This is a genomic window from uncultured Brevundimonas sp., from assembly GCF_937870815.1.
Lineage (GTDB): Bacteria > Pseudomonadota > Alphaproteobacteria > Caulobacterales > Caulobacteraceae > Brevundimonas.
Map to the genome: position 1 here is coordinate 1 of NZ_CALMZS010000174.1, position 18676 is coordinate 18676.

Consider the following 18676-nt stretch of genomic DNA (forward strand, 5'->3'; position numbering starts at 1 on the left):
GGGCATGGCTGGGCCTCCTGGTCTCATTGAGCATCTGGTCAATGAGACTAAGCGACGTTGAACGGTCGGTCAATGGGTGGAAGGGGAGTTGGGCGGGGGGTGGGGAGTGGGTGAAGAGCGAATGCGAAAATGCGAAATGCGACACGTGCTGGCAGGCCGGCATGTGTCGCATTTCGCAATTCGCATTCATACTTCCCTTCCGGCCTCTAGCATTTTGCCCGAAACTTGCTATCCTTGTCGCCTTTAGGGAGGGGTCTGGACGGTCGTTTCTATCACGTTGTCCCACAACGCATTGACCAACGAGCCCACCTCACTCTCGGCGCCCACCGATCCAGCCGCGTCAGCGGCTCCGGCGCCCGTCGCACCACCCGCGTACGCCGCGCCGACGACGTCGGTGCGCTTTCCGCTGCGGTGGATGCTCGACCATGGCTCCGCCGTGCTGCGGTATGTCCGCCAACCGCGGCGCGATCAATTGATCGCGCAACTGCCGACCGCGACGGCACTCGCCTTTCGCCTTTTGCTTACTTACCCGGAAGACACGGTCGGCGCCTGGATCAACACCCATTGCCTGGCGGTAGCGCCGGAAACACTCGTGAGCGAAGCGCTCGAGCGGCTGCGCCAGTCACCGGAATCGGTGGGACCGTATCTGTACGTGGTCGACGCCGACCGGCGCCTGCAAGGGATGGCCGCAATGGCGGATCTGTTGCGCGCCGGGCGTGGCGCCACCGTGGCGCAAACCATGCAGCCGGCCCGGCATCGCTTAAGCGCCCGCGCCTCGCTGGCCGCGGCCCATCAACATCAAGGCTGGAAGGAATATCACGCCCTGCCAGTGCTACAATGCCGCCCTGCCGGTCGGGGAGCGGCCCCTCGGCCACCCACACCCCCGGCCTCGACCAGCGCCCGACGCAGCGCGTCGCGCGTCAGACCGGACAGGTTGACGGGCGCCGCCGGGGCGGTCGCGCCCCGTTGATCGGGCGTGCGGGAAAGGTCGAGCGTCAGGCTCAAGGCGGCATCCTGAAAGCGAGGGAGGCGCGGCTTATACCACAGATCGGGAAGGATTTAAGGCGAGGGCGCCGACGGAAAAAACGCCGTGGCAGAGTCGGCAGGGTCGCGGTGGAAAACATGGTGGCAGAGTCGGCAGAGTCGGCATTTTCGTACGATGAAGACGCCTGGGGCGGCGGTTCGGGATTCGGTTGTCAAAGATCGCGACGCGGAAACCCGGGCATTATGCACCCGCTGCCTCCTCAGGCGGGTTCATGACGCTGGGGGAGAGGCTGTCGCCCATGAAAACAAGCGGTTGTCTGCTGAAAGCATGACGGTTGGCGGCGGATTTGCGGCGCGCAGCAAAACTGATTTCGTCATCCTCCGGCGCTCCGCAGGAGCGACCGGGGGACCCAGCGGCGCCGAAGGCGATCTGTTCAGGCAGGCGGCTGTGAACGGCGGCGCTCCCGACAGGGTCGCGCTCGCGCGCGCCTCCCCCGGTCCGAGCTTCGCTCGGCCGAAGGATGACGATGGGTCCCCCGGTCTGCGCGGCTGCGCCGCTTGCCGGAGGATGACGACAAGTGTGGAGCGCTATCCCCTCAGTCCGCCGCGTCCTCGATGTGATGGATCTGGTCGTCGTCCAAGCCGAAATGGTGGCCGATCTCGTGGATCAGGACGTGGGCGATGATCTCGCCGAGGCCGACGTCGCCGCGCTCGCACCATTCGTCGAGGATCGGGCGGCGGTAGAGGAAGATGCGCGACGCCTCCGGGGCCGGGCCCATGCTGTCGCGGCGGCCGATGTCGACGCCGTGATAGAGGCCGGTCAGCTCGAACGGGTCGTCCATCTCCATCATCGCCAGGGTCTCGTCGTCGGCGAAGTCGTCGACGCGGATGACCACCTCTCCGGCCAGCGACCGGAACGGCTCGGGCAGGCCGTCGAAGGCCTCGCGCGCCAGCCGGGCGAAGTCGTCGAGGGAGGGGGCTGTCCGGGAGGTCCAGGTCATAGGTTCTAGGGACTAGGTTCCAGGGGCCAGGTTGAAAAGCCCCGGCGGCGGCGAGACCTCCCTAAAACCTAGTCCCTAGCCCCTAGCACCCCATCAGGTATGGTTACCGAATCACGCCGGGGAGCTGATCAGGACAGATGGCCGAGGCCGACATCGCCTATGTCGCCACCGCGGGGGCGGCGGGCCTGGCCCTCGCGCTCAGCGCCTGGGCGGCGCGGCTGCGCGGGCGGCTGGCCGAGCGCACCCGGGCGGCCGAGGCCGGGCTGGCGGAGGCGCGCGCCGCCCTGGCCGACCGCGACGGCGCCCTGGCGGCCTTCGAGGACGCCCGGCTGGCCCTGACCCCAGAGGGCGAGACCCGCCGGCTCGGCGCCGCGGCCGCCTGGGAGGCGATCGTTCGCGAACTGGGCGGGGGGGAGGCCCCCGGGGGCGACCCGGCGCTGGTGGTGCTGGACGCGGTGCGCGCGGCGGCGGGCCCGCGGCTCGACGGCCTGATCGACCAGGGCGAACCCTTCGACGCGGTGCTGGAGGGCGCGGGCGGAGCCTGGGCGGTCGAGGGCCGCGCCTCGGCCGGGGCGGCCTGGCTGCGGCTGTCGCGGCTGGGCCTGGTCGGCACGGCGGCCGAGAGCGGGCTGGGCCTGCTGGCCGACGCCTATCCGGCCCCGACCTGGATCACCGACGCGGCCGGGCGGCTGGCCTGGGCCAACAGGGCGTGGCTGGCCGAGATGAAGGTCGACAGCGTCGAGACGGCCCGCGACAAGGGCCTGAGCTTCGACCGGGGCGCGGACGCCATCGTGGCCGAGGCCGGGCGGCTGCACCAGCGCCAGGAGGGCTTTCGCTGGACCACCGGCGGCGGCCGCCGCCGGGCCTGGCGGATCGTGGCCCAGCCGGCCCCCGGCGGGGCCGGGGCGGTGCTGGCCTTCGCGCTGGACATGACCGAGGCGGAAGAGACCCGCGACACCCTGCGCCGCCACGTCGAGGCCCATGACGAGACCCTGAACCACCTGGCCGACGCGGTGGCCATCTTCGGCCCGTCCAAGCGGCTGGCCTTCCACAACACCGCCTTCCAGACCCTGTTCAACATCGATCCGGCCTGGCTGGACGAACGGCCGACCCACGCCGAGCTGCTCGACCGGCTGCGCCAGCGCCGGCTGCTGCCCGAGGTCATCGACTACGCCGGCTGGAAGGCCAACGAGCTCGATTTCTACGGCGCCTCCGAGGCCGCGCCGGACGGCAGCTGGTCGCTGCCCGACGGCCGCACCCTGCGGGTGGTGCGCCAGCCGCACCCGCTGGGCGGGGTGCTGCTGCTGTTCTCGGACATCACCGACGAGCTGAAGCTGCGCAGCCGGTTCAACGCCCAGATCCAGGTCCAGAAGGCGACGCTGGACAAGCTGAACGACGCCGTCGCCGTGTTCGGTTCGGACGGCCGCATCCGCCTGCACAACGAGGCCTTCGACACCTTCTGGAACGTGCCCGGCGAGGCGCTGGACGCGGCCGGGGATTTCGACGCCGTGGCCGCCCTGTGCCACAAGACCATGCCCGACCCGGCCCTGTGGCTGGGGCTGAAGGCGCGGGTGGCGGACCCCGATCCGGAGAGCCGGGTGCCGATCTCGGGCGAGGGCCGGACCGCCGACGGCCGCATCGCCTCGTGGCAGACCCGGCCCCTGCCCGACGGGGCCACCCTGGTGGCCTTCTCGGACATCACCGCCCGGCGCGGACTGGAGCAGGCGCTGGCCGCCAAGGCCCAGGCGCTGGAGGAATCGACGGCGCTGAAGCGCGAATTCGTCGGCAGCGTCTCGTATGAATTGCGCACGCCGCTGACCACCATCGTCGGCTATTCCGAACTGCTGGAGACCCAGGCCGACCTGCCGGAGCGCAGCCGCCAGCACGCCGGGGCCATCCGCGTCGCCGCCAGCCAGCTGGCCGGCTCGATCGACGACGTGCTCGACATGGCCCAGATCGACGCCGGCGAGATGGAGCTGGCCCTCGGCGACGTCCGCGTCTGCGACCTGCTCGACGAGGCGGCGGACAAGGTGCGCGACCGGATCGAGGGGCGCGGGGCGACCCTGACGGTCAGCTGTCCGCCCGGCCTGAAGCCGATCCGCGCCGACGCCCAGCGGGTCGGCCAGGCGCTGGAGTATCTGCTCGACAACGCCGCCCGGGCGGTGTCCGAGGGCGGGGCCGTGACCCTGACCGCCGAGGCGGCCCCGGCCGAGGTGCGCATCCGCGTCGAGGACACCGGCCGCGGCATCCCCTATCACCTGCAGGCCCATGTCTTCGACCGCTTCGTCAAGCGCGAGCGCGGCGGCCCGGGCGTCGGCCTGGCCCTGGTCAAGGCGCTGGTCGAGCTGCACGGCGGCTGGGCCGAGGTCGAGAGCGAACCGGGCAAGGGCGCGGCCTTCATCCTGCATCTGCCGCTGGAGGCGACCGGGGCGGCGGCGCCGCCGGAGCTTCATCTGGGTTCTAGGGGCTAGGTTCTAGGGGCTGGGGAGGCGTAGGGACTGGAGTCCACCCTGTCAAAGAAGCGGACCAAACCCGCATCCCTAGAACCTAGAACCTAGAACCTGGCCCCTAGCCCCTAGGACCTCCCCATGGCCAAGCCTCTCAAGACCGCGCTGATCTACGACTTCGACGGCACCCTGGCGCGGGGCAATATGCAGGAGGTCACCTTCATCCCCTCGGTGGGCATGGGGACCGGCGACTTCTGGGAGGAGGCCGAGCGGCTGACCCGCGCCGCCGACGGCGACAACATCCTGATGTATATGCAGCTGATGCTGCAGCGGGCGCGGGAGAACGGCGACCCGATCACCCGCAAGACGCTGCGCGATCACGGCCAGGACGTGAAGCTGTTCGACGGGCTGAGGTCCGACCTGACCGGCAGGGGCTGGTTCGACCGGATCAACGAGGTCGGCCGCAAATACGGGCTGGAGATCGACCACTACATCATCTCGGCCGGGCTGGAGGAGATGATCGACGGCTGCCCGATCCGCCCGGAGTTCCGGCACGTGTTCGCGTCGAAATTCGTCTACGACGACCAGGGCGTGGCGATCTGGCCGGCGGTGGGCGTCAACTACACCACCAAGACCCAGTATCTGTTCCGGATCAACAAGGGCGTGCTGAACCACTGGGAGCACGACAAGATCAACCGCTTCATGCCCGACGACGACCGGCCGGCGCCGTTCGAGCGGATGATCTTCCTCGGCGACGGCGACACCGACGTGCCGACCATGAAGATGATGCACACCAAGGGCGGCTATTCGATCGCCGTCTATGACCCGCGCAACTCCGAGCGCGACCAGCAGAAGATCTACGGCCTGATTTCGGAGGACCGGGTCAATTTCGTCGCCGCCGCCGACTATCGCGAGGGCTCGGCCCTGGACCTGATCGTCAAGGGGCTGATCGGGCGCATCGCCATCAACGCCGGGACCATGCCGAAGGGGGTCTAGAGCCTGACCGGTCGAGGAGGAATCGCTCCGCGATTCCGCCGATGCCGTGAATCAGGCTCCAGTCTAAGGCTGGAGCGAAGATCTCGGTTTAGCGACCGCCGGCGCGCAGGAAGGCGGCGCGGGCCGCGGCGAGGCGCGAGGGCACCAGGCCGCGCAGCGAGGCGGCGGCGCCGAGGCGTTTGACCCCGGCCTCCTGGGTCTTGCGCCAGACCACCTCGGCCTCGACGGCGGTGGCCTGGGCGAGGTCGACGATCACCACCCGGTCGGGCAGGGCGAGGTTGCGGTCCAGCCGCAGGCGCGCCCCGGCCCCGGACTGGTCGACGATCAGGCAGGACAGTTCGAGGCCCGGCGCGACCACGACGCCGCGCATGTTGGCGGGGGACCGGTGTTCATGCCTGCGCTCGCCCGGCCCGTTCATGAGGCGATGGATACCGGCTGACGGTTTCGATCCAGTTTCACGGTGACGCTCGCTCCGACTCCGCCCGACAGCATGCGCCGGGTGAGGCGCTCGAAATACTGGATGAAGCCGGCCAGACGGCGCCGTTCGTCCTGCGGCAGATGGTCCGGGGGGACGCCGAGCAGGTCGGCCTCCTGCTGGCAGCGCCAGTCGAGCACCACGTCGAAGCCCGGGGCCTGCAGGAACAGGACGGCGTCGAAACGGGCGGCGAAACCGGCGTAGGGGCCGGCGACGAAGCCGTTGACGGCGCGGCGCCAGACGCCATCCGGATCGTGTTCGCGCTCGAGCGCGTTGACGGGCGCGGCGAGGGCGGCCTCGCCCTCCGGCCGGGCCCCGAGGCACCAGGCGTCGATCAGGATGGCCGACGGCCGGCCGCGGAAGGCCCGCCAGCGCTCCGGCGGCCGACGGTCGTCGCCGCGCCTGTCGAAGTCGGGAATCCGGGTCCCGTCGCCGGGGCCGGCGGTCGAGAGACGGTCGATCAGGCCCTGGAGCAGGCCCAGGTCGTGCGTCCCCGGCGGGCCGCGGGTGAGGAACAGCGGATGGACCTCGCGGGCCAGGACCTCGCGTTCGGCCCGGGTCAGATAGACGTCGTCGATGGAGATCTGCGCCGCGCCGAAGCGGGCGGCGGCCGCGCGGGCCAGGGTGGTCTTGCCGCAGCCCTGGGCGCCGACCACGGCGATCCGCGGAGGTCGGTGTTTCGGCCCGGCCCCGATCAGCTCGCCGACGAGGTCGACCAGGCCGGGACGGGCGCGGCCCACGGCCGGCTCAGTGCTGGGATTCGGGCAGGCGGACGATCAGGCCGTCGAGATCGTCGGTAACCCGGATCTGGCAGGACAGGCGGCTGTTCGGCTGGACGTTCTCGGCGAAGTCCAGCATCGACTCCTCCATGGCCGAGGCCCGGCCGGTCCCGGCCTGGAAGGCCTCGTCGACATAGACATGGCAGGTGGCGCAGGCGCAGGCCCCGCCGCAGTCCGCGTCGATGCCCGGGACGTTGTTGCGGATCGCCCCCTCCATGACGGAGAGGCCGGTCTTGACCTCCACGACATGCTCGCGGCCGTCGTGTTCGATATAGGTTACCTTGGCCATCGGTGGCTCTTAGCAAGCCGCCCCGACTTCGCAAGGCCGTAAGTGGACGCCATATCCAATGTATGGCATACTCGATCCATGAACGAGATGCGCAAGATCACGGCATTCCTCCCCGCCGATCTCCTCGAGGACGGCCAGAAGATCACCGGCATGGGGGTCAGTGAAACCCTGCGCGAGGCCCTGCGTCGCATGCGCCGCGCGGAGGCCTACGCCGCGCTCCGTGCGCTTCGCGGCACGATGGATCTTGAGGCCGAGAGCGGCGTGACCTTGGCCGAACTCCGGGAAGACAAGACCTACGACTGGACCGGTTTCGGCCGGTGATCGCCGTCGAGACCAGTTCGATGATCGACTGGCTGAAGGGGGTGGAGACGCCCCAGACGCTGCTGATCTACCGGGCGCTGGATGGTGAGGATCTGCATCTTCCGCCGCCGGTGGAGGCCGAATTGCTGTCATTTCCCAACCCCCAGCCCCGGCTTGCATGGGTGCTCGCGCGCCTGCCGCGCCTGGAGATGTCCGAAGGCGTCTGGACCCGTACCGGCCTGTCGCGCCGGCGCCTGAAGAGTCTCGGACTGAAGGCCATGCTGGCCGATGCGCTGATCGCACAATGCTGCATCGACGCCGGCGCCGAACTGATCGCCACCGACGCGGACTTTCGCCATTTCGCCGTGCACTGCGGCTTGAAGCTGGCGGTCTGATCAGGCCGCTTCCGTCTTCTTGCGCGACGGCGAGACCATCAGCTTCTTGGTCTCGGCGATGGCCTTGGCCGGGTTGAGGCCCTTGGGGCAGACCTGGGCGCAGTTCATGATGGTGTGGCAGCGGTAGAGTTTGAACGGGTCCTCGAGGTCGTCGAGCCGCTTGTCCGTCGCGTCGTCGCGGCTGTCGGCGATCCAGCGGTAGGACTGCAGCAGGGCCGCGGGACCCAGATACTCCGTCTGGTTCCACCAGTAGCTCGGGCAGGCGGTCGAGCAGCAGGCGCACAGGATGCATTCGTACAGGCCGTCGAGCTTGGCCCGGTCCTCGGGCAGCTGGATGCGCTCGGTCTCCGGATCCGGTTCGTCGGACTGGAGATACGGCTGGATCGAATCGTACTGGGCGTAGAACAGGGTCAGGTCCGTCACCAGATCCTTGACCACCGGCTGGTGCGGCAGGGGGGCGATGGAGATGGTCGAGGACGAGCACTCCTCCCAGCCCCTGGTGCAGGCCAGGGTGTTGCGGCCGTCGATGTTCATCGAGCAGGAGCCGCAGATGCCCTCGCGGCACGAACGCCGGAAGGTCAGGGTCGGGTCGATCTCGTTCTTGATGTGGATCAGGGCGTCGAGCAGCATCGGGCCGTGGTCGTCGGCCGAGACCTCATAGACGTCCCAGCGCGGGTCGGCGTCGACCTCGGGGTCGTAGCGATAGACCCTGTAGGTCTTGACGTTCTGCGCCCCGGCCGGGGCCTTGTGGACCTTGCCCTTGGCGGGTTTCGAACCTTTGGGGAGGGTGAGCTGGACCATGGTCGTCTTCAGGCCTTGAGGGGGCGGCGTTCGAGGTCGTCGGGAAGGGTGTGGGCCGAGGCCATCCAGGACGGCCGGCTGCGCACCCAGATCTGTTCGACCGGCGGGGCGGCTTCCGGATCGTCGAGGCTGGCCGTCGTGATGTCGATGCGGTCCGCATAGGCGGCGTCGCGGAAGCTGATCTGCGTGCCGCACCGGCCGCAGAAGGTGCGCTCGGCATGATCGGACGAGGCGTAGCGGACCGGCTCGCCGCTCATCGTCAGATCGGCCTCGCGCACCGTGAACCAGGCGACGGCCGGGGCGCCGGTGGTCTTGCGGCACAGTTCGCAGTGGCACAGGGCGCGTTCGAACGGCTCGCCCCCCGCCTCATAGCGCACCGCTCCGCAATGACAGCCGCCGGTCAGCACGTCAGTACACCCGCGCCTTGGGTTCGATGTAGGCGATCTCGTCGGACATCGTGTAATTATGGACCGGGCGGTAGTCGATCCTGACCGTCTCGCCGGGGACCTTCCAGGCCAGGGTGTGCTTCATCCAGTTGACGTCGTCGCGGTCCGGATAGTCCTCGCGGGCGTGGGCGCCGCGGCTTTCGGTGCGGTTCAGGGCGCTCTCGATGGTGACCAGGGCCTGGTCGACCAGATTGTCATATTCGAGGGTCTCGACCAGGTCGGTGTTCCAGATCAGGCCGCGGTCGGTGGTCTTGATGTCGGCCCCGGCGGCGTGGACGGCGCGCAGCCTGGCCACGCCCTCCTGCAGGGTCTTGCCGGTGCGGAACACGGCGGCGTCGGACTGCATGGCGCGCTGCATGTCGAGGCGCAGCTTCGCCGTCGGGGTCGAGCCGTTCGCGTGGCGGAAGCGGTCGAGGCGGGCCAGGTGGGCGTCGGTCGCGGCGGCCGGGGCGTCGGGGACCTTCGCGGCCTTGTCGACCACTTCGCCGCAGCGCAGGCCGGCGGCGCGGCCGAAGACGACCAGATCGGTCAGGCTGTTGGAGCCGAGGCGGTTGGCCCCATGCACCGAGACGCAGGCCGCCTCGCCCACCGCCATCAGGCCGGGCACGACGGTGTCCGCATTGTCGCCGACCCTGGTCAGGACCTCGCCGTGATAGTTGGTCGGGATGCCGCCCATATTGTAGTGCGCGGTCGGTATCACCGGGATCGGCTGTTTGGTCACATCGACGCCGGCGAAGATTTTCGCGCTCTCGGAAATCCCCGGCAGGCGCTCGTGCAGCACCCTGGGGTCGAGGTGATCGAGGTGCAGGTGGATGTGGTCCTTGTTCGGCCCCACGCCGCGGCCCTCGCGGATCTCGATGGTCATGGAGCGTGAGACCACGTCGCGGCTGGCCAGGTCCTTGGCGGTCGGCGCATAGCGCTCCATGAAGCGCTCGCCCTCGGAATTGGTCAGATAGCCGCCCTCGCCGCGCGCACCCTCGGTGATCAGGCAGCCGGCCCCGTAGATGCCGGTCGGGTGGAACTGCACGAACTCCATGTCCTGCAAGGGAAGCCCGGCGCGCAGCACCATGGCGTTGCCGTCGCCGGTGCAGGTGTGGGCGCTGGTGGCCGAGAAATAGGCGCGGCCATAGCCGCCGGTGGCGAGAATCACCAGCTTGGCGCGGAAGCGGTGCAGCTGGCCGGTGTCGAGCTGGAGCGCCGTCAGGCCGGTGCAGGCCCCGTCCTGCATGATCAGGTCGAGGGCGAAATATTCGACGAAGAATTTCACCTCGCGCCGGACCGACTGGCCGTACAGGGTGTGCAGGATGGCGTGGCCGGTGCGGTCGGCGGCGGCGCAGGTGCGCTGCACCGGGCCCTCGCCGAAATTGCGGGTCATGCCGCCGAAGGCGCGCTGGTAGATCCTGCCCTCGTCGGTGCGCGAGAAGGGCACGCCCCAGTGCTCCAGCTCGTAGACGGCCTTGGGGGCCTCGCGGACCAGATATTCGATGGCGTCCTGGTCGCCCAGCCAGTCCGACCCCTTGACGGTGTCGTACATGTGCCAGCGCCAGTCGTCCTCGCCCATGTTGCCGAGGCTGGCCGAAATGCCGCCCTGGGCCGCCACGGTGTGGGAGCGGGTCGGGAAGACCTTGGTGACGCAGGCGACCTTCAGCCCCTGCTGGGCGGCCCCGAGGGCGGCGCGCAGGCCGGAGCCGCCGGCCCCCACCACCACCACGTCATAGGCATGGTCGACGAATTCGTAGGCAGCCACGCGTTCAGGCTCCGAAACCGGCCGGGAGCGGGGCCGAGCCCAGCGCCAGACGCACGATGAAGAAGACGCCGGCGGCGGCGAGCACCACGCACAGCAGGCCGATCAGGGCGAGCAGGGCGGTCCGCGGGGCGGGGCGGTGGATGTAGTCGTCGACGATGACCTTGAGGCCCATGTTCATGTGCCACAGGCCGACCAGCAGGGTGATCGCCAGCAGGGCGGCGTTGACCGGCGAGCGGAACCACGCCAGCGCGCCGTCGTAGCCGGCGCCCGACAGGGTCCAGCCGCTCCACAGGCCCCACAGCGTCAGCGGCGCGAGGATCAGCGACGACAGCCGCTCCTGCATCCATTCGCCGGCGCCGTGGCGCTCGGAGACCTTGACGCCCTTGACGTAGCTCTGGGTCAGGCGGCTCACAGGACGACCCTCCCGGTCATGAACATCGCAACCCAGTAGGCGACCGTGACGACGACGGCGAAGGCGATCGAGGCGACGGACAGCCGATTGGCCGAGCGCGGCGTCAGCCCCTCGCCCATGTCCCAGATCAGGTGCCGGACGCCGCCGGCGAAATGATAGGCCAGGGCGGCGGTGAGCCCGATCCAGACCAGCAGGCCCGGCGGCGATCCCAGCCAACCGGTGAAGGCGGCGTAGGCGTCGGGACCGAAGGCCAGCGCCGCCAGCCAGGCCGCCACCAGCAGGGCGCCGGCGGCCAGGGCGGCGCCGCTGATGCGCACGAGGATCGAGGCCAGCATGGTCACATGCCAGCGCCAGACCTGCAGGTGCGGCGACAGCGGCCGGACGCGGCCGTTGGGCTGCATCACGAATCGCCCGGTCTGGTCCTCGGCCGGATCGTTGGAGGCGTCGCCCGGAAGGGGGGAGATCGACATATGCGAATGGTTCTCAGAAACCTGAGCGAAATCAGCCGCTCGAAATCGGTGGTCAGGCTTTAGTCCAGCGGCGCCGCAGGGGTCAACGAAGCGCGAGCCGGTATGGCCGTCCGACCGCGAATTCGCCGTCCGGGGACGCCCGCTTTGCCAGCCGGCCCCGAAATCGGCACAGTGGAGCCATGTCGTCGGAACTCTGGATCGCCGCGCTGGCCGCACTGCTGACGCCGCAGGCGGCCCCGGGGCCGCCGCCGGAACCCGCGGCCCGCGCGGTGCGGCCGTTCGAACCGGGCCCCGATTTCGGCCGCCAGATCGCCGAGGGCGACGGCGCGGGCCGGACGCACCGGCCGCCGCTGACCGCGCCCGTCACCGTGGACGCCTACGACGGCGCGTATGAGTTCGCCCCGACCGATGCCGAGATCGCCTATGACCAGGGGGTGGCCTCGGCCGAGATCCGCGCCGACCAGGGCGCCGGCCCGCTGGACCGGGACTGGGTGATCCGGGACGCCGAGGGGCGCATCCTCTACGAGATCGTGCTGATGGATTCCGGGACCGGTCCGGCCGAGGGCGGCTGGCGCAGCGGTCGCCGGACCGGCGGCGCGGCGGCGGTCGACGGGGTGCTGAGGCTCGACGACGGGGGCGACGGTCGTGCTCGAGCGGGACGGGGCCGGCTGGCGCGGCCGCCTCGACCGGGACGGGCGCAGCCGCGAGGTGAGCCTCACCCGGCCCGGCTGAGCCGGATGCGCGAGACCGCCGCCTGCAGGGCCGCGGGCCCGTAGCGCACGGCCGCGCCGCGTCCCCAGACCGGATCGGGCCACAGGCCGTCGTCGGGGCGGCGGCCGACGACGTGCAGGTGCAGCTGGGCCGTGACATTGCCGAGGGCGGCGACGTTGAGCTTCCGCACCGGCCGCTGCACGGCCTCGCCCAGCCCGCGGACGACGGCCCCGGCCCTGACGACCTCCTCCATCAGGGCGGCCCGCTCCGGACCGGTCAGGTCCTCCAGCTCATGCAGGCCGGGCCTCGCCGGAATCAGGATCAGCCACGGAAAGCGGGCGTCGTCCTGGAGGCGCACCTGGCACAGGGGCCAGTCGACCGCATGCGCCGACCCGGCCTGGAAGGCGGGGTCGATCTCGAAGGGAGTCGTCATCCGCCCCCGTCGCCCGGCGGCGGCGGCGGGTCAAGCCGGACCGTCCATCGGCCACGGAACCCGCGGGGTCAGGCGACCGGCGCGGCCCAGTCGGCGCCCTTCAGGGCGGCGGCGTAGGTCCGGCTCACCGGGGCGGCCGATCCGTTCGACAGCGCCAGCTCGCCCCGGCCGCCCTTCCACCGCGCCGTCTCGACCGCGGTGCGGGCCACCCACCAGGAGCGATGGGTGCGAAAGCCGTCCAGTCCGGACAGCGCCTCGAGCGCATCGCTCATCCGCATCAGCACCAGGGCGGAGCCGGCCTCGGTGTGGATGCGCAGATAGTGGTCCTCGGCCTCCACCGCGATCAGCCGCGCACGGGCCAGACGGGGTGGCAGCCTGGTCCGGATGACCGGCGGCGCGACCCCGTCCGGAGCCGCCGGCCGGACGGGCGAACGACGCAGGGCGGTCCGGGTCAGCCAGGCCAGGACGACGACGGCGAGGTTGACGACCAGCACGTCGGGCATGACCTCGAGGATGCGTCCGGCCGAGGGCCGGGCGCCCAGGACGACGACCGGCAGCAGCGACACCCAGACGGCGATGGGCGGGGTGATGGCCAGCGCCTGGACGAGGGCGAACAGTCGGGGCCGTCCGGCCAGTCGGGCGGCGACGACCGGTTCGATCAGGGCCGCGACGACGCCGCCGCCGACCATGGCCAGCTGCCAGTAGAGGTAGCGCTGGACCGGCGAGGCGCGGTCGGTTCCGAAGGCCGAGATCGCGGCCAGAAACAGGCCGAACAGCATCAGGGCGACCAGTTCGGCCGCTCCCGACCGGCCCAGCCGCACCGCCGCCAGGCGTCCGATCGCGTCTCCCGTCTTCACGCCGCGCTCCGTTCGCGAAGGGAGCCGGCCCCTTCGCGAAGGCGAGGCTGACACGGCGCGGCCGACCGCTTCAAGCTGGATCGGTCCGCAATGGAGGCGACCGCATGACCAAGACGATTTCGACGGCGATGTTCGGCGTGATGGCCGCGGCGGCCCTGGGCGTGGCCCTGGCCAGCGTCCGCTACCTCCTGCCGGAGCCGGTCCTGCCGGTGGGGCTGATGGCGGAGCAGATCGCCGACTGGCCCGTGGCGGTGGCCGCCCATGTCGGCGGCGGGGTGATCGCCCTGGCGCTGGGACCGTTCCAGCTGATCACCCGCCGGGGCCCGCGGCGGGCCTGGCACCGCTGGGCGGGGCGGACCTATGTGGCGGCCTGTCTGGTCGGCGCCGTCGCCGGCCTCTGGCTGGCGCTGCACGCCTCGGCCGGGCCGGTGGCGGCGGCCGGGTTCGGGTCGCTGGCCGTGGCCTGGTTCGGCGCCACCGTCATGGGCTGGCGCAAGGCCGTCGCCGGCCGGTTCGACCAGCACCGCCGCTGGATGATCCGCAGCCTGGCGCTGACCTTCGCCGCCGTGACCCTCAGGCTCATGCTGCCGCTGATCCCCCTCGCCGGCCTCGACTTCGTCGATGGCTACCGCGCCATCTCCTTCCTGAGCTGGATCGCCAACCTGGCCGTCGCCGAACTCTGGATCCGCGGGATCGCCGGACCGCGGCCCGTATCCTGACGCCGCCGCCGGCGCCGGCGTCCCGCTCAGGCCGCCGCGAAGCTCAGCGGCGCGCCCCAGAACCGGCTGACCAGTTCCGACTGCGGGCCCGGCCGGCCCGTGGTCAGGAAGTCGCGCCGGCCCGAGCCGCCCAGGGCGTATTCGGGGTGACGCTGGAAATAGCGGTCGAGGGCGTCGGCGACCGCGGTCGGCTGGTGGATCACCAGCGTGCCCTCGGGCAGGGCGGCGGCGAACAGGCCGGCGACGATCTCGTAATGGGTGCAGCCGAGGATGGCCTTGTCCGGATGGCGGCCGATGCGGCGGCGCAGGGCGTCGACGTGGTCGTTGACGACGACCTTCAGCTCTTCCGCCGGGGCGCCGAGCTCGATCAGGCCGGCGAGGCCCGGGCAGGGCTCGGAGAAGACGGCCAGGTCCTCGCGGCGCTTGTCGATCTCGATCTCATAGACCCGGCTCATGGCGGTGGCGGCGGTGCAGAACACGCCGGTCACCTCTATGGCCTGCTTCTTCTCGCCCCCGGCGGTGCGCTCGGCCTCGTGGGTCCACGGCAGGCCGGTGGCGGCCTCGATGGTCGGGACGATGATGCCCAGCACGTTTATCGGCCGGCCGTGCCGCGCCCGCGCCTCGGGAACCCAGGTCTGCTGCAGGCGGCGCAGGGCGATGGCGCTGGCGGTGTTGCAGGCCAGGACGACGAGGCTGGCGCCGGCCTCGAACAGCCGCTCGCAGCCGGCCCGGGTCAGCTCGACGATGTCCTCGCCGCCGCGGCCGCCGTAGGGGGCGTTGGCCTGGTCGGCCAGATAGATGAAGTCGCGCCCGGGGAAGCGCCGGGTCAGCTCGCGGTGGACCGTCAGCCCGCCCACGCCGGAGTCGAATACGCCAATCGCCATCGGCGGGTGTTAGCCGCGCCGCCCGGGCGCGTCCACGCCGAAGATTACCGTCCGTTCAGGTGACAGTCAGCCGCGGGCGGGCCTAGGTTGGCGGATCGACCTGAACCGACGGAGTCCCGATCCCATGCATCGACGCCAGCTTCTCATCGCCGGGGGCGGCCTGTTCGCCCTGTCGGCCTGCGCCTCCAGCGGCATGGCCATCGACGGCGCCTCGCCGGCCGGCCTGGCGGAAGAGGCCCGCATCGGCCGCGCCGTCCTGCCGGCGCAGACCCCGCGGGCGGAGCTGCTGCAGCCCTGGACCGGCCCCTACCAGGGCGTGCCGCCGTGGGACCGGGTCACCGCCGCCGGGCTGCGCGAGGCCCTGCTGGAAGGCATCGAGCTGCAGCGCGCCGAGATCGCCGCCATCGCCGACAATCCGGAGCCGCCGACCTTCGCCAACACCCTGGTCCCGTACCAGATGGCCGGCGAGCCGCTCGACCGGGCCAGCGCCGTCTTCGGGGTGATGACCCAGAACATCGGCTCGGACGACTACCAGGCCGTCGACACCGAGCTGTCGCCCCTGCTCTCGGCCGCCGGCGACGAGATCATCTTCAACGAGAGGCTGTTCGCCCGCATCAGGACGGTGGCCGACGGCGCGGCCGCGGCCGGCCTGACGCCCGAGCAGACCCGCCTGGCCGAGCGCACCCGCGACGCCTTCGTCCGCAACGGCGCCGCGCTGGACGCCGCCGGCAAGGCCGAGCTGGGGCGGATCAACACCGCCCTGTCCAGCGCCTTCACCAGCTTCAGCCAGAAGGTGGTCGCCGACGAGAACACCTTCACCCACATCCCCGACGAGGCGGGGGTCGCCGGCCTGCCGGCCTCGAACAAGGCCGCCGCCGCCGCCGCGGCCCGCAGCCGCGACCTGGCCGGCTACGCCATCGTCAACACCCGCTCCAGCGTCGACCCCTTCCTGTCCTTCGCCGACGACCGGGAGCTGCGCGAGCAGGTGTGGCGCAAATTCGTCAACCGGGGCGACAATGGCGACGCCAACGACACCAACGCCCTGATCGCCGAGATCGTCAGGCTGCGGGCCGAGCGCGCCCGGCTGCTGGGCTTCGCCAACCACGCCGAGTGGCGGATGCAGGACACCATGGCGAAGACGCCCGCCGCGGCCATGGACCTGATGAACCGGGTCTGGGCCCCGGCCAAGGCGCGGGTGGCCGAGGAGGTCGCCGACATGCGCGCCATCGCCGGCGCCGAGGTCGGAGAGTCCGGCATCGAGCCGTGGGACTATCTGTACTACGCCGAGAAGGTCCGGAAGCAGAAATACGACCTCGACCAGAACGAGCTGAAGCCGTATTTCGAACTGAACAACGTCAAGCGCGGGGCCTTCCACATGGCCGAGCGCCTGTACGGCTACCGGTTCACCCCCCTGCCGAAGGGGACGGTTCCGGTGTTCCATCCGGACGTCGAGGTGTTCGAGGTCACCGACAAGGCCACCGGCCGCCATGTCGGCCTGTTCTATTCCGACGACTTCGCCCGCGCCGGCAAGCGGTCGGGGGCGTGGATGACCACCTACCGGTCCTATTCGACCTATGACGGCGTCAGGAACGTGCTGGCGTCGAACAACAACAACTTCATCAAGGCCGAGGGCGCCGACCCGATCCTGATCTCGCTGGACGACGCCGAGACCCTGTTCCACGAGTTCGGCCACGCCCTGCACTATCTGTCGTACCGGATCACCTATCCGGCCCTGGGCGGCACGCCGCGCGACTATGTCGAATATCCGTCGCAGGTGCACGAGCACTGGGTGCTGAGCCGGCCGATCCTCGACGGCTTCATGAAGCATGTGGAGACTGGCCAGCCGATGCCGCAGTCGCTGGTCGACAAGGTCGAGGCCGCCCAGACCTTCAACCAGGGCTATGCGACGGTCAGCTATCTGTCCTCGGCCCTGGTCGACATGGACCTGCACACCCGGGCCGCGCCGCCCACCGACATCGACGCCTTCGAGCGCGAGAGCCTGGCCCGGATCGGCATGCCGAAGGAGATCGTGATGCGGCACCGCCTGCCGCAGTTCAATCACCTGTTCACCTCGGACGCCTATTCGGCCGGCTACTACAGCTATCTGTGGTCCGAGGTCATGGACGCCGACACCTGGGCCTATTTCGAGGAGTCGGGCGACGTCTTCAATCCGGACATCGCCGCCCGCTACAAGGCGATCATCCTGGCCGAGGGCAACACCACCGACCGCGCCGAGGCCTATCGCCGCTTCCGCGGCCGCGACCCGGACGTGGCCGCCCTGCTCAAGGTGCGGGGTTTCCCGACCTCCTAGCGGCCCTGCCGCCCTTCGCGCCTGCGAACGAAGATGGAGAGGCCGGCGGAGTGATCCGCCGGCCACATTCTTTACCGATCACGCCGTTCGGGGCGGGCGCCGTCCGGCGGTTATTGATATGGTATCAATTTATGATACCACCCACGAGTGAAGGGCGGGCACGCCAGAACGCTTGAGGCCGTCTTCGCCAGCCCGGTGCGGGCGAACATCCTGTGGGCCGACGTCGAGTCGCTGTTCGCGGCGTCGGGAGCAGAGATCAGCGAAGGGCGCGGGTCTCGCGTGCGGGTCAATCTGGACGGCGTCGACGCCGTCTTTCATCGTCCGCATCCGCAGAAGGAAACGGACAAGGGCGCGCTGAAATCCGTGCGCCGCTTTCTGACAGAGGCGGGCCATGCGCCCGATCCCAAACCATGACCACCATGACCCACGACGGCTATCTGGCCACCGTCGAACTGGACGAAGAGGCCGGGCTGTTCCACGGCGAAGTCGTCAACGCCCGCGACGTCCTGACCTTTCAGGGCCGGACGCCGGATGAACTGAAGGCCGCGTTCGCGGACACTATCGCCGACTATCTCGACTGGTGCCGTCAACGCGGCAAGACGCCTGATAAACCGTTTTCTGGCACATTCTCGGTGCGGGTCGCGCCCGAAGTGCACCGTCGGGCGGCGGCGGCGGCGGCGCGAGAGGGAAAAAGCCTGAACGGGTTCGTGGGTGATGTGTTGGCGAAAGCAAGCTGAGGGAAAGGTTTCCCCATCAGCGCCTCTGCGGTGAGATCGCTGGTTCATCACAACGAACACAAAGGACCACGAAGGACACAACGGGACCGAGCGAGATGGCGCCGTAGGCATTCGTCCTGTTGCGAACGAATGAGGCGCTGCGCGCGACGAAGGTCACCGGCCCCGTCGTGTCCTTTGTGGCTTTCCTTTCGTTGTGTCCCTTGTGAAGAACCAGCCAGCCGCAGAACGACACTGGCCCACGCCCGCCTTGCCTCCGCCGCCCTTTTCCGCCATAAGCCGCCGCTTCCGACGCAAGTGAACCTCGCGTCTCCACCTGCACGACACCCGACCCGTCGGGACGAGGCAGGCGAGAACCCTCCGCCGACGTGATCGTCGCCGGAGGCCATTTCTCTATGGGGACCGGGCCACCCGTCGGTGCTGAGTGGCCCATTTTCTGGATTCAGGTCGTCGTGACCTGAAGCGAAAATGGGCATGAGGTTGTG

General features: G+C 70.1%; 22 protein-coding genes. 10 read left to right on the forward strand and 12 right to left on the reverse strand.

The window, feature by feature from the left end; genetic code table 11:
* Window positions 1–394 precede the first annotated feature (394 nt).
* The gene (locus Q0588_RS11305) at window positions 395–970 is read left to right on the forward strand and encodes a CBS domain-containing protein (protein ID WP_298746094.1); all 576 of its coding nucleotides are present in this window, start codon (window positions 395–397) and stop codon (window positions 968–970) included.
* A 610-nt stretch (window positions 971–1580) separates the two neighbouring features.
* Here Q0588_RS11305 and Q0588_RS11310 read toward each other — a convergent pair.
* Window positions 1581–1985: a metallopeptidase family protein gene (locus Q0588_RS11310; protein WP_298746096.1), complete on the reverse strand. Its 405-nt coding sequence runs from the start codon at window positions 1983–1985 to the stop codon at window positions 1581–1583.
* A 137-nt stretch (window positions 1986–2122) separates the two neighbouring features.
* Here Q0588_RS11310 and Q0588_RS11315 point away from each other — a divergent pair, with 137 nt between their 5' ends.
* Entirely contained in the window at window positions 2123–4456 is a 2334-nt protein-coding gene (locus tag Q0588_RS11315) for a PAS domain-containing sensor histidine kinase (protein WP_298746098.1), read from the forward strand.
* Between the two features lie 117 nt (window positions 4457–4573).
* Entirely contained in the window at window positions 4574–5428 is an 855-nt protein-coding gene (locus Q0588_RS11320) for an HAD family hydrolase (protein WP_298746100.1), read from the forward strand.
* An 88-nt stretch (window positions 5429–5516) separates the two neighbouring features.
* On the opposite strand, the gene Q0588_RS11325 is transcribed toward Q0588_RS11320, so the two are convergent.
* The 3 genes from Q0588_RS11325 to Q0588_RS11335 are packed head-to-tail and all read right to left on the reverse strand — an operon-like array spanning window position 5517 to window position 6971.
* On the reverse strand, window positions 5517–5846 hold the full coding sequence (locus Q0588_RS11325) for a PilZ domain-containing protein (protein WP_298746102.1): 330 nt from the start codon (window positions 5844–5846) through the stop codon (window positions 5517–5519).
* Window positions 5843–6643, reverse strand: coding sequence for a kinase (locus Q0588_RS11330; RefSeq protein WP_298746104.1), 801 nt, complete (start codon window positions 6641–6643; stop codon window positions 5843–5845). The genes Q0588_RS11325 and Q0588_RS11330 overlap by 4 nt, the downstream gene beginning before the upstream one ends.
* A 7-nt stretch (window positions 6644–6650) precedes the next feature.
* The gene (locus Q0588_RS11335; RefSeq protein WP_298746106.1) at window positions 6651–6971 is read right to left on the reverse strand and encodes a 2Fe-2S iron-sulfur cluster-binding protein; all 321 of its coding nucleotides are present in this window, start codon (window positions 6969–6971) and stop codon (window positions 6651–6653) included.
* A 78-nt stretch (window positions 6972–7049) separates the two neighbouring features.
* Here Q0588_RS11335 and Q0588_RS11340 point away from each other — a divergent pair, with 78 nt between their 5' ends.
* Both Q0588_RS11340 and Q0588_RS11345 read left to right on the forward strand, forming a co-directional pair.
* Window positions 7050–7292, forward strand: a complete 243-nt coding sequence (locus tag Q0588_RS11340) for a hypothetical protein (RefSeq protein ID WP_298746108.1) — start codon at window positions 7050–7052, stop codon at window positions 7290–7292.
* A complete protein-coding gene (locus tag Q0588_RS11345; protein ID WP_298746110.1) occupies window positions 7289–7666 on the forward strand; it encodes a PIN domain-containing protein in 378 nt (125 codons plus the stop codon). Before Q0588_RS11340 ends, Q0588_RS11345 begins: the two co-directional genes overlap by 4 nt.
* Here the strand turns inward: Q0588_RS11345 and Q0588_RS11350 are convergent, their stop codons facing one another.
* The 5 genes from Q0588_RS11350 to sdhC are packed head-to-tail and all read right to left on the reverse strand — an operon-like array spanning window position 7667 to window position 11473.
* Window positions 7667–8467, reverse strand: a complete 801-nt coding sequence (locus tag Q0588_RS11350; RefSeq protein ID WP_298746111.1) for a succinate dehydrogenase iron-sulfur subunit — start codon at window positions 8465–8467, stop codon at window positions 7667–7669.
* A gap of 8 nt (window positions 8468–8475) precedes the next feature.
* Window positions 8476–8874, reverse strand: a complete 399-nt coding sequence (locus Q0588_RS11355; protein WP_298746113.1) for a GFA family protein — start codon at window positions 8872–8874, stop codon at window positions 8476–8478.
* Window position 8875: 1 nt separating this feature from the next.
* Window positions 8876–10660 carry a succinate dehydrogenase flavoprotein subunit gene (gene sdhA / locus Q0588_RS11360; protein ID WP_298746115.1) on the reverse strand — a complete coding sequence of 595 codons (1785 nt, stop codon included), beginning with the start codon at window positions 10658–10660 and terminating at the stop codon, window positions 8876–8878.
* Window positions 10661–10664: 4 nt separating this feature from the next.
* Entirely contained in the window at window positions 10665–11072 is a 408-nt protein-coding gene (sdhD, locus tag Q0588_RS11365; RefSeq protein ID WP_298746117.1) for a succinate dehydrogenase, hydrophobic membrane anchor protein, read from the reverse strand.
* Window positions 11069–11473: a succinate dehydrogenase, cytochrome b556 subunit gene (gene sdhC, locus Q0588_RS11370; protein WP_298746135.1), complete on the reverse strand. Its 405-nt coding sequence runs from the start codon at window positions 11471–11473 to the stop codon at window positions 11069–11071. The genes sdhD and sdhC overlap by 4 nt, the downstream gene beginning before the upstream one ends.
* A 248-nt stretch (window positions 11474–11721) precedes the next feature.
* Here sdhC and Q0588_RS11375 point away from each other — a divergent pair, with 248 nt between their 5' ends.
* The gene (locus Q0588_RS11375; RefSeq protein WP_298746119.1) at window positions 11722–12318 is read left to right on the forward strand and encodes a hypothetical protein; all 597 of its coding nucleotides are present in this window, start codon (window positions 11722–11724) and stop codon (window positions 12316–12318) included.
* Here the strand turns inward: Q0588_RS11375 and Q0588_RS11380 are convergent.
* Window positions 12258–12686, reverse strand: a complete 429-nt coding sequence (locus tag Q0588_RS11380; RefSeq protein ID WP_298746121.1) for an HIT domain-containing protein — start codon at window positions 12684–12686, stop codon at window positions 12258–12260. The genes Q0588_RS11375 and Q0588_RS11380 overlap by 61 nt on opposite strands.
* Before the next feature lie 68 nt (window positions 12687–12754).
* On the reverse strand, window positions 12755–13543 hold the full coding sequence (locus Q0588_RS11385) for a LytTR family DNA-binding domain-containing protein (protein WP_298746123.1): 789 nt from the start codon (window positions 13541–13543) through the stop codon (window positions 12755–12757).
* 104 nt (window positions 13544–13647) lie between these two features.
* On the opposite strand from Q0588_RS11385, the gene Q0588_RS11390 reads away from it, so the two are divergent.
* Window positions 13648–14262: a DUF2306 domain-containing protein gene (locus Q0588_RS11390; protein ID WP_298746125.1), complete on the forward strand. Its 615-nt coding sequence runs from the start codon at window positions 13648–13650 to the stop codon at window positions 14260–14262.
* Between the two features lie 26 nt (window positions 14263–14288).
* Here the strand turns inward: Q0588_RS11390 and Q0588_RS11395 are convergent, their stop codons facing one another.
* The gene (locus tag Q0588_RS11395) at window positions 14289–15146 is read right to left on the reverse strand and encodes an aspartate/glutamate racemase family protein (protein WP_298746127.1); all 858 of its coding nucleotides are present in this window, start codon (window positions 15144–15146) and stop codon (window positions 14289–14291) included.
* A gap of 124 nt (window positions 15147–15270) precedes the next feature.
* Here Q0588_RS11395 and Q0588_RS11400 point away from each other — a divergent pair, with 124 nt between their 5' ends.
* The 3 genes from Q0588_RS11400 (at window position 15271) to Q0588_RS11410 (ending at window position 18194) form a co-directional block, all read left to right on the forward strand.
* Window positions 15271–17457 carry a M3 family metallopeptidase gene (locus tag Q0588_RS11400; RefSeq protein ID WP_298746129.1) on the forward strand — a complete coding sequence of 729 codons (2187 nt, stop codon included), beginning with the start codon at window positions 15271–15273 and terminating at the stop codon, window positions 17455–17457.
* Between the two features lie 147 nt (window positions 17458–17604).
* Window positions 17605–17871, forward strand: a complete 267-nt coding sequence (locus Q0588_RS11405) for a type II toxin-antitoxin system HicA family toxin (protein ID WP_298746131.1) — start codon at window positions 17605–17607, stop codon at window positions 17869–17871.
* Window positions 17868–18194 (forward strand): type II toxin-antitoxin system HicB family antitoxin, encoded by a 327-nt coding sequence (locus Q0588_RS11410; RefSeq protein WP_298746133.1) that lies wholly within the window; start codon window positions 17868–17870, stop codon window positions 18192–18194. The genes Q0588_RS11405 and Q0588_RS11410 overlap by 4 nt, the downstream gene beginning before the upstream one ends.
* Window positions 18195–18676 lie beyond the last annotated feature (482 nt).

Excerpts from the sequence above, each read along its gene's own strand:
- Q0588_RS11350 (WP_298746111.1), bottom strand. The coding sequence starts at position 8,467 with ATGGTCCAGCTCACCCTCCCCAAAGGTTCGAAACCCGCCAAGGGCAAG.
- sdhC (WP_298746135.1), bottom strand. The coding sequence starts at position 11,473 with ATGCAGCCCAACGGCCGCGTCCGGCCGCTGTCGCCGCACCTGCAGGTC.
- Q0588_RS11400 (WP_298746129.1), top strand. The coding sequence starts at position 15,271 with ATGCATCGACGCCAGCTTCTCATCGCCGGGGGCGGCCTGTTCGCCCTG.
- Q0588_RS11375 (WP_298746119.1), top strand. The coding sequence starts at position 11,722 with ATGTCGTCGGAACTCTGGATCGCCGCGCTGGCCGCACTGCTGACGCCG.
- Q0588_RS11320 (WP_298746100.1), top strand. The coding sequence starts at position 4,574 with ATGGCCAAGCCTCTCAAGACCGCGCTGATCTACGACTTCGACGGCACC.
- Q0588_RS11395 (WP_298746127.1), bottom strand. The coding sequence starts at position 15,146 with ATGGCGATTGGCGTATTCGACTCCGGCGTGGGCGGGCTGACGGTCCAC.
- Q0588_RS11310 (WP_298746096.1), bottom strand. The coding sequence starts at position 1,985 with ATGACCTGGACCTCCCGGACAGCCCCCTCCCTCGACGACTTCGCCCGG.
- Q0588_RS11325 (WP_298746102.1), bottom strand. The coding sequence starts at position 5,846 with ATGAACGGGCCGGGCGAGCGCAGGCATGAACACCGGTCCCCCGCCAAC.
- Q0588_RS11335 (WP_298746106.1), bottom strand. The coding sequence starts at position 6,971 with ATGGCCAAGGTAACCTATATCGAACACGACGGCCGCGAGCATGTCGTG.
- Q0588_RS11390 (WP_298746125.1), top strand. The coding sequence starts at position 13,648 with ATGACCAAGACGATTTCGACGGCGATGTTCGGCGTGATGGCCGCGGCG.
- Q0588_RS11410 (WP_298746133.1), top strand. The coding sequence starts at position 17,868 with ATGACCACCATGACCCACGACGGCTATCTGGCCACCGTCGAACTGGAC.
- Q0588_RS11380 (WP_298746121.1), bottom strand. The coding sequence starts at position 12,686 with ATGACGACTCCCTTCGAGATCGACCCCGCCTTCCAGGCCGGGTCGGCG.
- Q0588_RS11340 (WP_298746108.1), top strand. The coding sequence starts at position 7,050 with ATGAACGAGATGCGCAAGATCACGGCATTCCTCCCCGCCGATCTCCTC.
- Q0588_RS11315 (WP_298746098.1), top strand. The coding sequence starts at position 2,123 with ATGGCCGAGGCCGACATCGCCTATGTCGCCACCGCGGGGGCGGCGGGC.